General features: G+C 58.0%; 15 protein-coding genes. 10 read left to right on the top strand and 5 right to left on the bottom strand.

The features are described 5' to 3' along the window. Window positions 1–290: 290 nt before the first annotated feature. Window positions 291–1,376, bottom strand: a complete 1,086-nt coding sequence (gene hypD, locus ACZM8Y_RS01980) for a hydrogenase formation protein HypD (RefSeq protein ID WP_482330615.1) — start codon at window positions 1,374–1,376, stop codon at window positions 291–293. Between the two features lie 206 nt (window positions 1,377–1,582). Here hypD and ACZM8Y_RS01975 point away from each other — a divergent pair, with 206 nt between their 5' ends. From ACZM8Y_RS01975 to ACZM8Y_RS01960, 4 genes are all read left to right on the top strand, one after another. After that, the gene (locus ACZM8Y_RS01975; protein ID WP_482330606.1) at window positions 1,583–3,169 is read left to right on the top strand and encodes a hypothetical protein; all 1,587 of its coding nucleotides are present in this window, start codon (window positions 1,583–1,585) and stop codon (window positions 3,167–3,169) included. Window positions 3,170–3,177: 8 nt separating this feature from the next. Beyond that, complete coding sequence (gene ahbB / locus ACZM8Y_RS01970; RefSeq protein WP_302552969.1) at window positions 3,178–3,654, top strand: siroheme decarboxylase subunit beta; 477 nt, start codon at window positions 3,178–3,180, stop codon at window positions 3,652–3,654. An 80-nt stretch (window positions 3,655–3,734) separates the two neighbouring features. Continuing rightward, on the top strand, window positions 3,735–5,009 hold the full coding sequence (gene hemL, locus ACZM8Y_RS01965) for a glutamate-1-semialdehyde 2,1-aminomutase (RefSeq protein WP_308770853.1): 1,275 nt from the start codon (window positions 3,735–3,737) through the stop codon (window positions 5,007–5,009). A 1,048-nt stretch (window positions 5,010–6,057) separates the two neighbouring features. Further along, window positions 6,058–6,186: a hypothetical protein gene (locus ACZM8Y_RS01960; protein ID WP_489501530.1), complete on the top strand. Its 129-nt coding sequence runs from the start codon at window positions 6,058–6,060 to the stop codon at window positions 6,184–6,186. Between the two features lie 253 nt (window positions 6,187–6,439). On the opposite strand, the gene ACZM8Y_RS01955 is transcribed toward ACZM8Y_RS01960, so the two are convergent. Beyond that, a complete protein-coding gene (locus ACZM8Y_RS01955; protein WP_482330607.1) occupies window positions 6,440–6,706 on the bottom strand; it encodes a DUF1653 domain-containing protein in 267 nt (88 codons plus the stop codon). Window positions 6,707–7,123: 417 nt separating this feature from the next. Here ACZM8Y_RS01955 and ACZM8Y_RS01950 point away from each other — a divergent pair, with 417 nt between their 5' ends. Further along, a complete protein-coding gene (locus ACZM8Y_RS01950; protein WP_005028417.1) occupies window positions 7,124–7,390 on the top strand; it encodes a phage regulatory CII family protein in 267 nt (88 codons plus the stop codon). A 70-nt stretch (window positions 7,391–7,460) separates the two neighbouring features. On the opposite strand, the gene ACZM8Y_RS01945 is transcribed toward ACZM8Y_RS01950, so the two are convergent. The 3 genes from ACZM8Y_RS01945 to ACZM8Y_RS01935 form a co-directional block, all read right to left on the bottom strand. Further along, window positions 7,461–7,607, bottom strand: coding sequence for a hypothetical protein (locus ACZM8Y_RS01945; protein ID WP_487480072.1), 147 nt, complete (start codon window positions 7,605–7,607; stop codon window positions 7,461–7,463). A 135-nt stretch (window positions 7,608–7,742) separates the two neighbouring features. Next, window positions 7,743–8,600, bottom strand: a complete 858-nt coding sequence (gene ispH, locus ACZM8Y_RS01940; RefSeq protein ID WP_302553004.1) for a 4-hydroxy-3-methylbut-2-enyl diphosphate reductase — start codon at window positions 8,598–8,600, stop codon at window positions 7,743–7,745. A 374-nt stretch (window positions 8,601–8,974) separates the two neighbouring features. Further along, on the bottom strand, window positions 8,975–9,568 hold the full coding sequence (locus ACZM8Y_RS01935) for a hypothetical protein (protein WP_302553003.1): 594 nt from the start codon (window positions 9,566–9,568) through the stop codon (window positions 8,975–8,977). Window positions 9,569–9,862: 294 nt separating this feature from the next. On the opposite strand from ACZM8Y_RS01935, the gene metK reads away from it, so the two are divergent. The 5 genes from metK (at window position 9,863) to ACZM8Y_RS01910 (ending at window position 14,586) form a co-directional block, all read left to right on the top strand. After that, window positions 9,863–11,038 (top strand): methionine adenosyltransferase, encoded by a 1,176-nt coding sequence (gene metK / locus ACZM8Y_RS01930; protein WP_302553002.1) that lies wholly within the window; start codon window positions 9,863–9,865, stop codon window positions 11,036–11,038. A 204-nt stretch (window positions 11,039–11,242) separates the two neighbouring features. Then, window positions 11,243–11,734, top strand: coding sequence for a hypothetical protein (locus tag ACZM8Y_RS01925; RefSeq protein ID WP_489501529.1), 492 nt, complete (start codon window positions 11,243–11,245; stop codon window positions 11,732–11,734). Next, window positions 11,725–12,915, top strand: a complete 1,191-nt coding sequence (locus ACZM8Y_RS01920) for a sulfatase-like hydrolase/transferase (RefSeq protein WP_308770848.1) — start codon at window positions 11,725–11,727, stop codon at window positions 12,913–12,915. Before ACZM8Y_RS01925 ends, ACZM8Y_RS01920 begins: the two co-directional genes overlap by 10 nt. 111 nt (window positions 12,916–13,026) lie before the next feature. Next, the gene (locus ACZM8Y_RS01915; protein WP_302552999.1) at window positions 13,027–13,845 is read left to right on the top strand and encodes a histidinol-phosphatase; all 819 of its coding nucleotides are present in this window, start codon (window positions 13,027–13,029) and stop codon (window positions 13,843–13,845) included. Between the two features lie 573 nt (window positions 13,846–14,418). Beyond that, window positions 14,419–14,586, top strand: coding sequence for a hypothetical protein (locus tag ACZM8Y_RS01910; protein WP_489501527.1), 168 nt, complete (start codon window positions 14,419–14,421; stop codon window positions 14,584–14,586). The last annotated feature ends 282 nt before the right edge of the window (window positions 14,587–14,868 follow it).

The raw sequence follows: 14,868 nt of genomic DNA, 5'->3' as shown, positions 1-14,868 counted from the left end.
CACGAAAGCCTTTGGAAAGGGAGGGATGGGGCTGTCCTTGGCGATGAGAAGACGCAACGTTTGTTGCCGCATGGCTCCAGCCTGTCCCTTTGCCGTATCCGTCTATAGGGAGCCTATAGATGGGTTTTGGCCTCGGCGGGAGAAAGTACACGATATCCGCCTACGGGGAATGCTGGCAAAAGAGATTCGATAAGCACGAAAGTCTTTGGAAAGGGAGGGATGGGGTTTGGGGAAGGGAGGGAAAAGCTTTTCTTCAGAAAAGTTTTCCCTCCCTTCCCCAATAACTCCCATCAATACAACCCATACTTGAAATACGCGGAACAGCTCCCTTCGGTAGAGACCATGCAGGGCCCGACGGGGTTGGCGGGCGTGCAGACCTTGCCGAACAGGGGGCACTCGTTGGGCGGCATCTTGCCCTTGAGCACTTCGCCGCAGCGACAGCCGGGCAGGGGCTTGGTTTCGGGCAGGGAAAGGCCGAGGCGGGCGAGGGCGTCGAAGCGCTCGTAGGCCGGAGCCAGCGCGAGGCCGCTGCCGGGGATGGCGCCGAGGCCGCGCCAGAGGGCGTCGGCGGTGCTGAACACCTGCGACAGGATGGCCCGTGCCTTGGGGTTGCCGTCGTCGTTGACGGCGCGGGGGTAGGCGTTCTCGACCTTGAATTCGCCCTCGCGGTACTGGCGGGCCATGCGGCAGAGCGCGTCGAGGATGTCGGCGGGCTCGAACCCGGCGACGATGGCGGGGCGCTTCCAGTCTTCGGCTACGAAGCGGAACGGCGAAAGGCCGAGAACCGTGGACACATGCCCCGGCAGCAGGAAGGCGTCGATGCCGTTGTCGGGATCGCCGAGCAGGGCGGCAAGCGCCGGGGGCACGAGCTTGTGGCAGGAGAAGACGGCGAAGTTGTCCAGCTTGCGCTGCTCGGCGGCGAGGACGGTCGCCGCGACCGCCGGGGCGGTGGTCTCAAAGCCGACGCCGAGGAAAACGACTGTGGCGTCGGGGTTGTCGGCGGCGAGGGCCAGGGCGTCGAGCGGGGAATAAATGACGGATACGCGGGCTCCGTCGGCCTGCGCGTGCTTGAGGGAGCGCCCGTCCGGGCCGGGGACGCGCATCAGGTCGCCGAAGGTGGCGATGATGACGTTCGGCTGTTCGGCCAGCTTGAGGAAGGCGGCGACTTCGCGGTCGTGGGTCACGCAGACCGGGCAGCCCGGCCCCGTGAGGTGGGTGACCTGTTCGGGAAGGAGCGTGCGCAGGCCGCCCCTGAAGATGGATACGGTATGGGTTCCGCAGACTTCCATAAACCGCATGGGGCGGTCGAGGAGGTCTTCGAGGCGGCGGAGCAGGGCTTGGCAGAGTTTGGGATCATGCAGCGTTGGCGTGGGCATGGGGTTCTCCGGGGCAAAGCGGTTGAGGCCGGATAAGGGGCATCCGGGGGCGTCGGCGTGGGCGTCACGAACGGCGGCCCGCCTGTTGTAGCCTGTTTCCGGCATTCCATAAAGCCTTGATTTCCGCCGGAGTGAGGCGCAATCGAGTGCGCTTGATCTTGTTTGTGCCCTTGGCTATGGTCAAGTGAACCTCCCAGAGCCCTATTATGTCCTACTCCATTGTCCGTCGCCGTCGCCGCCCCAACGCCTCCCTGCTTGCCGAAGCGGTCAGAACCATCGGCAAGCGCCGCTTTGAAATCCGCCAGCAGGTGTCCTGCCCGCTGGAGGACAGGAAGCTGCACTATCTTGTGGAAACGTGGTTTTTCTTCCCGCAGAGCCTTCAGATCAACCGCTGGAGCTATACGGCGACCGATTATCAGCAAAGCCTCAAGAATTATATCCGGCTCGGCGTGCCCATCCGTCCGCTGGAGTCGCTGCTTGGCGGCGAACTGCCCCCGGTTCTGCGGAAACTGGAGGCGGAGGAGGGCGGCGGTGAGGAAATCATTGATTTGACGCTGCCGGAACAGGTTCCGGATATTCTGGAGGACTGTTCCAGGCTGCTTGACGATTTGCTTTGGCAAAATACGCCGGAGATCCGTGAACGCTATGAGGACAGCCTCAAACTGTTTTGCATCGCCTTTCGGGTGTCCCTGCTGGCACGGAAAAACGCGGTGCTGGCTATTGAGGACGGTAACAAGCGGACTCGGGCCGCCTATAATCTGACCCGTCTGGCGGTGGCCTGTCTGAAGCGTTACCGCAAGTTGCTCGGCAGGAGGGCGAAGGAGGCGCAAAACCTTTTGCGGGCCCCGGCGTTCCTGTATTGCGACGAGTATCTGTCCATCATCACGACGAGGACGCTTGGGGAGATCGTGCGCCGCCTTTCGCCAGTGCATAAGTGTTCCACATACATTTTGGCGTGTTTCGGGGCGCAGCGCGCCTACCGCCGCTACCGTTACCCCGAAAGCATGCCCACCAAGACCGGCGACAACGAGCTGCCCGTATTCCGCTGGGGGGTGCTCAAGAAATACGTGGACATGCCGCTGTTCCTGAACGTGCAGCGGCACTCTGGAAATTCCCTGCTGGAACATGCGCTGTACAGCCTGATCGCGGCGGTGGCCATGAGCCTCGCGCTGACCGTGACGCTCCTGTGGGAAGGGGCCGGGGCCCTCAGCGCGCCGATCTTCGTGATTGCCGTCTTCGCCTACATCTGCCGCGAGCGCATCAAGGATGTGCTCAAGCACAAGCTGTTCAAGGCGTTCGGCAAATGGATCCCCGATCGGGTGCTGCGCGTCTGCGACGGCTATGGCAGGCGTCTGGGGCACTGCGTCGAGCAGTTCCGGTTCGCGGACTGGGACAAGCTCCCCAAGGCCGTGCGCGTCCTGCGGAACAGGACGCATTTCGTGGACATCCTGAATGCGTTCCACAATGAAGACATTTTGTATTATTCAAAGCGGATAGACATCAAGGAGCTGCCCGATCCCTTCCACGAGGGCAAGAACCTGCTGCTGGACATCTCGCGCTTTGACATTTCGGACTTTCTGCGGCATGCCGATGAAGTTCTTGACGAACCTCAGGGCGGTATGGACGATGCGGTGGGGGGCGACAAGGTCTACCATATGGACATGGTGCGCAAGATCACCCACCGCTGCGGCTCCGATCTGGAGCGGTTCCGTATCGTGCTAACCCATGCGGGCATCCGGCGCATCGACGAGATCAAGCCGCTGTTCATCACCACCGGCGACAACGAACATTAAGGACGACCATGAGCACAGCTTTTACCGACACCGAGCGCGCCATCCTGCGCATTGTCCAGTTCCAGCTTCCCGACACCCTGACCCCGTATGCGGACATCGCCCGCGAAGTGGGGACTGATGAGGAAACGGTGCTGAACCTTCTGCGCCGCATGAAGGAAGACGGCGCCATCCGCCGTTTTGGGGCCAGCATCAAACACCAGAAGACCGGCTGGACGCACAACGCGATGGTCGCATGGATCGTCGATGAGGCCGACAGCGACGCCATCGGCGAGGTGGCTGCCAAGAACCAGCGCATTTCCCATGTGTATTTCCGCCCGACTTCGGCCCCGGACTGGCCTTATACGCTGTATACGATGGTTCACGGGCGCAGCGAGGAGGAATGCCGTCAGGTCATTGAGGAATTGCGGCGCGAGACGGCGCTTGACGAGTACGCCGTGCTTGACAGCCTTGAGGAATTGAAGAAAACGTCCATGACGTATTTTTAAGCCGGCTGGCCCGGAAGGGCGGCCTTTTTTGATGCGAAGACAGCGGCGCTTGCCGCTTAACCCAATGTTCTGAGGAGATTATGAAGACGACTCGTTCGGAAAAACTGTTTAAGGAAGCCTGTGAACTGATCCCCGGCGGCGTCAACAGCCCCGTGCGCGCCTGCCTCGGCGTGGGGGCCGATCCGCTGTTCATCGCTTCCGCCAAGGGGAGCCACGTGACCACCGTGGACGGGCAGGAGATGATCGATTTCGTGGAATCGTGGGGGCCGATGCTGCTTGGGCATTCCCATCCCGAAGTGACCAAGGCGGTAGCCGAAGCCGCCGGAAAGGGCACCAGCTACGGCGCGCCCTGCCCCGCCGAGGTCGAACTTGCCCGCATGGTCGTGGATGCGTTCCCCGGCATGGATATGGTGCGCATGGTGAACTCCGGCACGGAGGCGACCATGTCCGCCCTGCGCCTTGCCCGCGGCGTGACCGGGCGCACCAAGGTGCTGAAGTTCATCGGCTGCTATCATGGGCATGCCGATCCCTTCCTCGCCAGCGCGGGTTCCGGCGTAGCGACCCTTTCCATCCCCGGCACGCCGGGCGTGCCGGAAAGCACGGTCCGCGACACCCTGCTTGCCCCCTATAATGACGTGCGGGCCGTCGAGGACATTTTCCACCTGTACGGCAAGGACATCGCGGCGATCATCGTGGAGCCCATTGCCGGAAACATGGGCCTCGTGCTGCCTGAGGAAGGCTTCCTCAAGGCGCTGCGGGCCCTGTGCGACACGCACGGAGCCCTGCTCATCATGGATGAGGTTATCACCGGCTTCCGCGCCGAATACGGCGGGGCGCAGACCCGTTTCGGCATCACGCCCGATCTGACCACCCTCGGCAAGATCATCGGCGGCGGCCTGCCCGTGGGGGCGTTCGGCGGCAAGCGCGAGTACATGAGCCGTGTGGCCCCCGCAGGGGACGTGTACCAGGCCGGGACGCTTTCCGGGAATCCGCTCGCCATGGCCGCGGGCATCGCCACGCTCTCCGTGCTGAAGTCCAGCGATTACGCCGCGCTTGAGGCCCGCGTGGAAGCCTTCGCCGCCGAGCTGGAATCCATCCTGCGCGGCAAGGGCGTGCCCGTGACGGTCAACCGCCTTGCCTCCATGTATACGGTGTTCTTCTCCGACGGGCCGCTCCGCAACTTTGAGGATGTGAAGAATTCCGATACGGAGATGTACTCCCGTTTCTTCCGCGCCATGCGCGAACGGAACATCTTCGTGGCCCCGTCCGCCTTTGAAGTGGCGATGGTGTCCTTCGCCCATACCGAAGAGGACTTTGCCAAGACGCTTGACGCCGTGCGCGGCATCAAGCTGTAGGAGGGGGCCCGCGGCGGCAGGTGAAGCCTTCCGCGGGCTCTGTCCGTCCCAAGGGCACACCAGGAAACCTCTTTGATGGGGAATCTCCCGCGTGCCCGGTTCGTCCCGATGGGCAAGGCGGCGGGATGGGGCGGCGATAAGGATTTTCCGTGTGCCCGATCCGCCCGGCGGGGCTTCGCAGGGCTTGGGGCATACGCTTTTCAACACGTTTAAAAAGAAACGGTTCCGTATCCGGTTTTTGCCGGGTACGGAACCGTTTTTTAGAGCGTTTTCACGTTGAAAATACCCTTCCGCTGCGGGAAGCAGGAGGCCGCTGTGAAGGCATAAGCGCAATGTATTTGCGCTGTTCAATGCCGGAGCAAGCGTGACCTAAACTTTAAAAATCGTAAATTTTTGGCTGCATCATAGAAAACGGTTGATGCCTTATCTTGAAGTTCTAAAGAAATAGCCAATAATATCCCCCAATCATGGAACCCGTCAGCGGAGAAATTGAGAAAAGGCATATACTTTTCAGTGTATTGCTGAGAAGGGAACAACCATAATGCTATGGCAGGGCCTAATTTTTAGGTTCTGCCATAGCATTATGGTCGTTTCATCTCCACAGTACGGTGAAAATGTAGCTTTTTTCTCCAGTTTTCCCCTTGGCGGAATCCTTAGCTAAGGCACTTTGCCGGTTATCCCTTTGGAGCCTCAGGGAAAAAATATGGCTCTGTCAGAGTATATGACTGTTTTTGTAATATGCTGAAAATAGAAACTCTTATCTGATTTTTCCGCTGGCGGGCTCCATGATTGGGGCATTTTATGAATTATTCCTTTGGAATTTCAAGAAATAAAGCATCAGCCGTTTCCTATGGCGCAGCCAAAAGCATCAGCCATTTTTTATGACTTGGCCTCCTTTTACAGTACTTGGAAAGGGGGCGGCAAGGTTCCGCCGCTGTGCCGTCATTCCGTTCCATTTATGGACGGTTTTGAAAGGTGAGGGCTCCTTTGGAACGTCTACCGCCTCCCCGCGGCATTTTTACCTCCAGACTTCTACCTCATGGACAACATGGGCGCGGGCGTCTTCGGGCAGCTCGGCATATTCGACAGGGGAGAAACGGAGGCACTCGGAGCCGTCGGGACGCCGCACCGAACCGAAAAATTCCTCTTTGGGACGGGTAAAGAGGGACGGTTTTGAAAGGTGAGGGCTCCTTTGGAACGTCTACCGTCTCCCCGCGGCATTTTTACCTCCAGATTTCTACCTCATGGGCAACATGGGAGCGGGCGTCTTCGGGCAGTTCGGCATATTCGACGGGGGTGAAACGGAGGCACTCGGAGCCGTCGGGACGCCGCACTGAACCGAAAAATTCCTCTTTGGGACGGGTAAAGAGGGACGGTTTTGAAAGGTGAGGGCTCCTTTGGAATGTCTATCGCCTCCCCCGCGGCATTTTTTACCTCCAGATTTCTACCTCACGGACAACATGGGCGCGGGCGTCTTTGGGCAGCGCGGCATATTCGACGGGGGTGAAACGGAGGCATTTGGAGCCGTCGGGACGCCGCACCGAGCCGAAAAATTCCTCTTTGGGACGGGTAAAGAGGGAGTACTCGGAGGGGTACAGCGTGCGGTAAACGATAACGAGGGTGTCATCTCGTGTGTCGAGGGCCTCTCCCACGAGCTGATAATAACGGTTTTTGTAGTGTCGGAAGAAAGTTGCCATGAAGATCTCCTCTAATGGGGAAAAAGGGGGGAGTACATGGGGGAGTACTCCCCCATAAACAGATGGCGAAAGGGCTTCGCTATATGCCCGCGAATGAGGCCCTTGATTCTAACCTGTAAGAAAATCAAGTGATTTTTCTCGATCCCACTACGGGGTACGCTCAAGGGGGTAGGAAGGTTCCGAGGGCGTAATTGGGGGGAGTACAGGCGGTTCGCATCGTTTTTGCCATGAGAATACTCCCTCTCATGTGAGGTTTTTTGATATAAGTACTCCTATGATACTCCTTACGGAAAAGCTATTTTTTTGCCAGAAGTGAGTTGCCGGAGGTGCTCCGGTTGAAGCCGGCCGGAAACGGCCACTGTTCGCAAAGCAACCTGCCATCAACTTTCAAACGTATGCTTTATGCAGGAGAAAACCATGTCGAACGATCTTATCACCACTGTCCATGATCTCGTTCTCGAAAGCCCTATCGGTGCTAAGGCTATCGCGCAGGCTGTCGGGAAGCCCTATTCGACCCTTCTGCGTGAAGTGAACCCCTATGACACCGGCGCAAAGCTCGGTGCCGAAACGCTCATGCACATCATGAAGACCACCGGCAATGTGACGCCGCTGGAAAAGATGGCCTTGGAAATGGGGTATCGTCTGGAACCCGCTGAAGGCATGGGTTCCACGGTGCGCGCTTAACCCGGCTGGACGGCTGTCCGGTTCGTGTTCATCAGCGGGAGGGCGCCGTTGGGCGGCCCTCCCGAAAAGTTTAGACGCTGTCACGATATGAGCTTGCTTCATCTCCACAGCGCGGTGAAAATGCAGCCTTTTCTCCAGCTTTCCCCTTGGCGGAATCCATAGCCAAGGCATTTTGCTGGTTATTCTTTGGAGCTTCAAGGAAAAAAGCATCAACCATTTTCTAGGCTGTGTCGTCAATTAGACATAATATATTGAAATTAATACCTATTTAAAAGTTACGAAAAAGATTGTTTTTCAATATTTTCAAATGGTTACATGTAAAATAACAGCACGGTCTAGGACACAGCAAAGTTTATAGGGAATTGAGCGATTCCTGAACGGCGTCGATGATGCTTCTGGGGGTTGAAGCCCCCGCCGTGAGGCCGATGGAAGCGTACCGCTTCAGCTCTTCGCGCGGAAGCTCTTCCGGCACTTCAATGTGCCACACAGGAATGCCGCAGCTTTCCGCCACATCGGCCAGACGGCGCGTGTTTCCGCTGGTTTTCCCCCCTACGACGATCATAGCCTCAGCCTGTTGCGAAATCATCAGCGCTTCCTGCTGCCGCTTCCGCGTCGCGTCGCAGATGGTTTCGAGCACGGTGAGGGCGTGCCTTTCCGCAAGCAATTTTTTGATGGCTTCAAATTCCTCGCGTTCCTGCGTGGTTTGGGCCGCCAGCACTACGTCGTGGGTATCTTTGAACGTCTGTTTTTCTTTCAGTTCCTTTAAGCTCCCAAATACGAGGCATGGGCCGTTGGCGTAGGAGACAAGCCCCTGCACTTCCGGGTGTTCGGCCTCGCCGAACAGGTAGAGGGAAGTCCCCCGCCGGGTGGCCTCGTCGATGGCGAGCTGCGCCTGTTTGACCTTAGGGCATGTCGCATCAAGGACATGCGCCCCGAGGCCGAGCAGGCGCGCCTCGTCTTTTCGCGGTATGCCGTGCGCCCGGATGATGACGGTGTCCCCCGGCTGTACGGCGTCAAGCGAGTGCGCGAGGATGACCCCCTGCCGCATGTACGTATCCATGACCTGCGGGTTGTGGATGATGGGGCCGAGCATGACCAGCCTGCCGGAACTGCGGGCCTTGTGTTCCTCGATGGCCTGATCGAGCTTGCGCAGGGCAAGCCCTACCCCCATGCAGAATCCCGCTGTTTTGGCGCGCAATACTATTGCCATTGTCTTCTCCTCGGTACTGCCGCTGGGTTATAGCGGATTGGCTGTAATTAGGTCTAACGAGCTGGAAAGGGCATTTTTCTGAAGGCTCCGCCAAAGCTGACGGTTCTTTTTATTCTTGAAACTCCCGATAGATAACCGACAAAATGCCTTAGGCGCGGCGTGCGCCAATGGGAAAACTGGAAAAAGCTGTATCTTCGCATGGGTAGAGATGGAACATCCACGTTCCATGACAGGGGCTTCCCGAAAGGCCTTCTCTCCCTGAGCTTGTCGGCACAAAGCCCCTCCCTCATCCTTTGCTCTGATCGGCTCCCTGCCCCGCAACGTTCCCGAAGCTGGATTCCTCTGGAATGGCGGGCCTTGCAAGGCAATCCGTTCTACCGCCGTCTTTGCCCTCCCTGAAGCCGCGGCCTGAGGAACCGGATGGTGTACGGGACGATGAGGATTTTGCCGGGGCCGTCTTCCGCAGGATCGGAAATAAGGCTCTCACGGGGAAGCTGATGGAGGGCTCCGGGCTCGATACTGGAATCGAACAGCATGAGCGTATCGCCGGCCACATCATTGCAGCAAGTCCAATGCCGTATCACCGCCTCCGTGGGGTATAGGCTCCGTACGAACTGGAGCAGTACGGCGTTGCGTTCGCCGCGCCGCAGCCAGTCGGCAATGGCGTCCCAGAGGGCGGCGGGGGAAGGTGCGCCCGGACCGGGGAAATGGGTCGGAAAGGGGCGGGCCGTCAGCAGCGAGCCCTGTTTTTCCAAGCGTGCCAGCATGGAATCCACCCAGTCCACATAATCCGTCCGCTGATCGAGGAGGGCACGGAACGATTCCTCGTCACGTGCGGCGTCGAGCAAGGCTTCGTGCAGGATGGATCGGCAGGCGAGCAGCCGCGTGGCGTTGATGTGCCGCATGGCGTTGATGACCGCATAGGCGGCGCAAAAAACATCGAGTTGTCCCTGATAGGCCGGATTCATGGCAAATTCCTCACGGGGAGGAAGTGTGCCGGGAGCGGGGAGGGAGGTCAACCGGATTTTGGGCCATAAAGGGCCTTATGGGGCGATCCTCCGGGATGACGGCGGGTTCCGGGAAAGGAAATCATGCCGCAGGTACTGGACAACGGGAAAGCGTCATGGTAAAAAGGCAACTGTATGTGTATATCTGGATACCTTGATATAGATGCTCGGAGATTCCGCATCCGGCATATCAAGATGGAACAAGGTCAATTTACAGGCGGCGCACGTTGCACCGTCCGATGAAGGAGCTACCCCATGCAGCCCGAAAAAGGCAGATATTTCTTTACGTCCGAGTCCGTGACCGAAGGTCATCCCGATAAGGTCGCCGACCAGATTTCCGACGCCATCCTTGACACGCTGATTGAACAGGATCCCAATTCCCGTGTGGCGTGCGAAACCCTCGTGACGACCGGCATGGCCGTCATCGCCGGTGAAATCAGCACCAAGGGTTATGCCGACCTGCCGAAGGTCGTCCGCGAAACCATCAAGGAAATCGGCTACAGCAGCTCCGAAATGGGCTTTGACTGGCAGACGTGCGCCGTTATTTCCTCCATCGACCATCAGTCCGGCGACATTGCGCAGGGTGTGGATCGCGAGGACCCGGAAAATCAGGGCGCCGGCGATCAGGGCATGATGTTCGGCTTCGCGTGCAGCGAGACCCCCACCCTGATGCCCGCCCCCATCTACTGGGCGCACCAGCTTTCGCAGCAGCTCACCAAGGTTCGCAAGGACGGCCTGGTGGACTTTTTCCGTCCCGACGGCAAGACGCAGGTTTCTTTTGAATACGTCGACGGCAAGCCGATCCGCATCAACAACGTGGTGGTATCCACGCAGCATGCCGCGTCCGCTTCCCAGGCCGACATCATCGAAGCCGTGAAGCGCACCGTCATCCGCCCTGTGCTGGAACCCTCCGGCCTGTTCGATGAGAAGGATTGCGAAATCTTCATCAACACCACGGGCCGTTTCGTTGTCGGCGGCCCTATGGGTGACTGCGGCCTGACCGGGCGCAAGATCATTCAGGATACCTACGGCGGTTCTGGGCATCACGGCGGCGGCGCCTTCTCCGGCAAGGACCCCTCCAAGGTCGACCGTTCCGCCGCCTATATGGGCCGCTATGTGGCCAAGAACGTGGTCGCCGCCGGTTTGGCCCCGCGCTGCGAAGTGCAGATCGCGTATTGCATCGGCGTAGCCGAGCCCGTGTCCGTGCTGGTGTCCTCCCTCGGCACGAGCGAGATCCCGGACGAAGTGCTCACCAAGGCCGTGCGCGAAGTGTTCGACCTGCGCCCCTACCACATCACGAAACGCCTCGATCTGCTCCGCCCCATCTACAAGAAAACGTCCTGCTACGGTCACTTTGGCCGTGAACTCCCTGAATTTGCGTGGGAACGCACCGACGCCGTCGCGGATCTCCGTACCGCCGCGAAGGTTTGAGCGTGGCCGCATACGGCCATACCCTCGTAAAGTCCCTTTAAGCGCCAAGCCCGGCGTTTGAGGCTATGGGACGGAAAAGGCGCCTCTCTGCGGAGGGCGCCTTTTTTTGCTGGAAAATCGTCCGCGTTAGAGATAGTCCTGAGAGGGATTATATCTATGCGGAGGTGCCCAGTGAGGGTCAGCAAAAGTCAAAAGCGGTTCTTTTTGGAAAAAGCCTTTTGGGAGCAGCTTCGGAACTGGGGCTGGATTTATCTCTTCTTTGCCGGTTTTTCTTTGTTGACGGGATTGATTTCATTCGGGGCCACGCTGCGCTGGTTTCCCCTTTCCGACATGCTGCGTTCGCTGCTGCTCGATACCCTGTTGACGCTGCCTGTGATGTTTCTTCCCGGTGTGCTTGGCGTGGGGTTCCTCATCCTGTCGTTCGTGCCCTTTCTTGCCGTCACCCTCGCCAATGTCGTGCATATCCTGCTGTACCGCGCCCCCATATCAACCTTTGCGATCCAGTCCATTTTTGAGACGACCTCCAATGAGGCGAGGGAATTTGTCACGGACTTTTTTTCTATCCCCAATGCGCTCATTCTCGCGGCCGTTTTTGTGATACCGTTTTTCCTCCTTGTGAAGGCGGTACGGGCCAGACGTTCTCTCTCTCTCTCTCTCTCTCTCTCTCTCTCTCTCCAGTACACGTATTGCTCTTAATCCTTTGCATCCCCATCGCCTATTCAGCCGTGCGCAAGGGGCCGCGCCTGCTTGCCTCCCACGGGGTATACCAGTTTTGCACGACCCTCTGCCGCTATGCCGATGAAATACGGGCTGTGGATGCCGTACGTACCGAGAGGCAAAGCCTGTCGCTGGCTCCCGTGGCTTTTCTGGACGGCGATCCCGCCATGCCGCGCACGTATGTGTTCATCGTCGGGGAGTCGGCGAACCGGAACCATTTTTCCCTGTATGGCTACAAGCGGAACACGACGCCGAGGCTGGAGGCCATGCGGGATGAGCTGGTCATTTTTGACGATGTCATCAGCCCGGACACCCATACCATCCCCAGCTTGCGGAAAGTCCTCCTTTTCCCGGAACTGCGGCAAGGCGATTCCATCCTGAGCAGCCCATCCGTTTTGACCCTTCTGAACAGCGCGGGATTTACGACATACTGGATCTCCAATCAGGCCGTGAATGTGGAGGGGGCTACGGGGGTACGGCTGTTCGCTGAAGACGCAAAGCATGTTTCGTTCCTCAATATGGCCCGTGATGAGGGCCGGAGCGTGAGCTATGACGCGGTGGTGCTGCCGGAACTGGAAAAGGTGCTCGGCAACGCGGTGGAGCGTAAGGCCGTCTTTATCCATTTGATGGGCTCCCACCTGACGTATGCGCTGCGGTATCCCCCGGAATTCGGCGTGTTTTCTTCCACGGACGACATCCCCACAAAACCGTGGAGGCCGGAAAGCGCAAAACGGTATGTCAATACGTACGATAATTCCATACTGTACACGGATCTTATCGTGTCCGGCATCATCAATGCCGTAAAACGGAAGGGCGGGAACGCCTTTGTGGTGTATTTTTCGGATCATGGGCAGGAAGTGTATGATACGCGCCCGGTACGCGGGCAAATAGCCAATGATCCCTCGAAGCATATGCTGGATATTCCCTTCCTGTGCTGGTTTTCTCCCGAATATCAGCGCAGGAACGCCGAGTTTGTGGGGCGGGTGAAAGGGGCCGTCCATAAGCCTTGGGTGACGTCGGAGTTTGCCTATGCCGCGGCGGAACTTGCCCGGCTTTCGTTCGGGGGGAGCAAACCGGAAAAAACGCCCTTCTCGGCGGGCTATGAGCCTTGGGCCCGGTACGCCCCCAATGGAAGCGAGTACGGCTCGTTGGATAAATAGCCGTTCCGTGCTTGACATCGGCTTTGTTTCCTTGAACTGTAGCCGATGCGCGCTGCGGCGCGGCGTTCCCGTTTTTTCGGCGGGGCCAAAACAAACCACGAGAGTCAGGCCATGATAGTTGCAGACGTTCATAACCATACCAACGCGTCCCACGGCAAGGCGTCCGTCGGCGAGATGTATGCCGCCGCCAAGGAGCGCGGCCTTGCCGTATACGGCTTTTCCGAGCATTCCCCCCGTCCCGAAGCGTATTCCTACCCTGTGGAATACCGGGAACATCTGCGCCGGAATTTCGTGCGCTACGCCAGTGAGGTCATGCAGCTCCGCGCCTTGTCGAGTTCGCCCAAGGTGCTGCTCGGCATGGAGCTGGACTGGTTCCCCTCCGAGCGGGCCTTTATGGAGGCCGCCGTTGCGGCGTATCCGTTCGACTACATCATCGGGGGCATCCATTTCCTTGGTTCGTGGGGGTTCGACTTCACGCAGGACGACTGGAAGATCAGCCCGCAGCAGTGCCATACGCGCTATGAAAATTATTTCCGTACGCTGGCGGATATGGCCCGCAGCGGGCTGGTGGACATCGCCGCGCACCCCGACATCATCAAGCTGTATTCCGTGGACGTGTTCCATCAATGGCTCGCCATGCCGGAGAGCCTTGCCTTGATCCGTGAGGCGTTGACGGCTATCCGCGACAACGGGCTGGCGATGGAGGTTTCCTCCGCCGGGCTGCGCAAGCCGTGCAATGAGATTTATCCTCACCCGGCGATCATGGAGCTGGCTTCGGAGCTGGGGGTGAAGATCAGCTTCGGGTCTGATGCGCATTGCCCGAACACGCCCGCCTATGCGTTCGACAAGCTGGAAGCCTATGCCCGTTCCTACGGCTACACGTCCAGCGTCATTTTTGAGAACAGGAAGCCCCGCGAGATCGGTTTTTAGAAGGCTGGGAGGAGATTGGGAGGGGAGAGGCCCCCTTTCTGAAGAAAGGCTCCCTCTCCCCTCCCAAACCCACCCCTCTCCCTCCAAAGACTTTCGGCTGGTGGGGAGGCCGCGCGGCGGGAGTCCCGTTTTGCGGAAAGGCAAAAGGGGCGTTGGCTGTTTGTCCCCTTTTTCCAACGGCTATGTCATGGAATGTGGTTGTTTCATCTTCGCAGTATGATGAAAATACGGCCTTTTTCTTCAATGGTTCCGTTGGCGGGCCCTATGGCCGGCATTGTATTGGTTTTTCCTTTGGAGTTTCAAGAGGTTCTGTCACGGCATATGGTTGCTTTGTTTTTGTAGTGTACTGGAAATAGATACTTTTTATCTGGTTTTTTCGCTGAGGGGCTCCATGATTGGGCACTTTATGGGTTATTCCTTTGGCCCTGTCATCGTATGTGGTTGTTTCATCTCTACAGCACGGTAAAAACTACAGCCTTTTTCTCCAGTTTTCCCCTTGGCGGAATCCTCGGCTAAGGCATTTTGCCGGTTATTCCTTTGGAACTTCAAGGAAAAAAGCATCAACCGTTTCCTATGGCACAGCCCTTCAAGAAAGCAGGCATCAACCATTTTCTATGGCACAACCTTTCCAATAGGGCGGTTGCCGTGCCGGAAAGGTGCGAAGGCGGTGGAAAGACGTTGTTTTTGGTTGTGCCGCAGGAAGCGGCTGAAAGTGTATCTCTTGAAGTTCCAAAGAGATAATTGACAAAAGGGCTCGGTATGGAGCCTAGCGGCGGAAAAAGCGGATCAAAACGGCATGTTCACCATATTGTGGATATAAAGCAAATGGCGCGGTCACAGTATGTGCTTGTTTGTTCCCCACAGTATGGTGAAAATACAGCCTTTTTCTCCAGTTTTTCCCTTGGCGGAATCCTCGGCTAAGGCATTTTGCCGGTTATTCCTTTGGAACTTCAAAGAAAAAGCATCAACCGCTTCCTATGGCACAGCCCTTCAAGAAAGTAGGATCAACCATTTTCTAGGTTG

The organism is Bilophila sp. (genome assembly GCF_057864385.1).
This window is presented reverse-complemented; position numbering and strand designations above follow the sequence as displayed.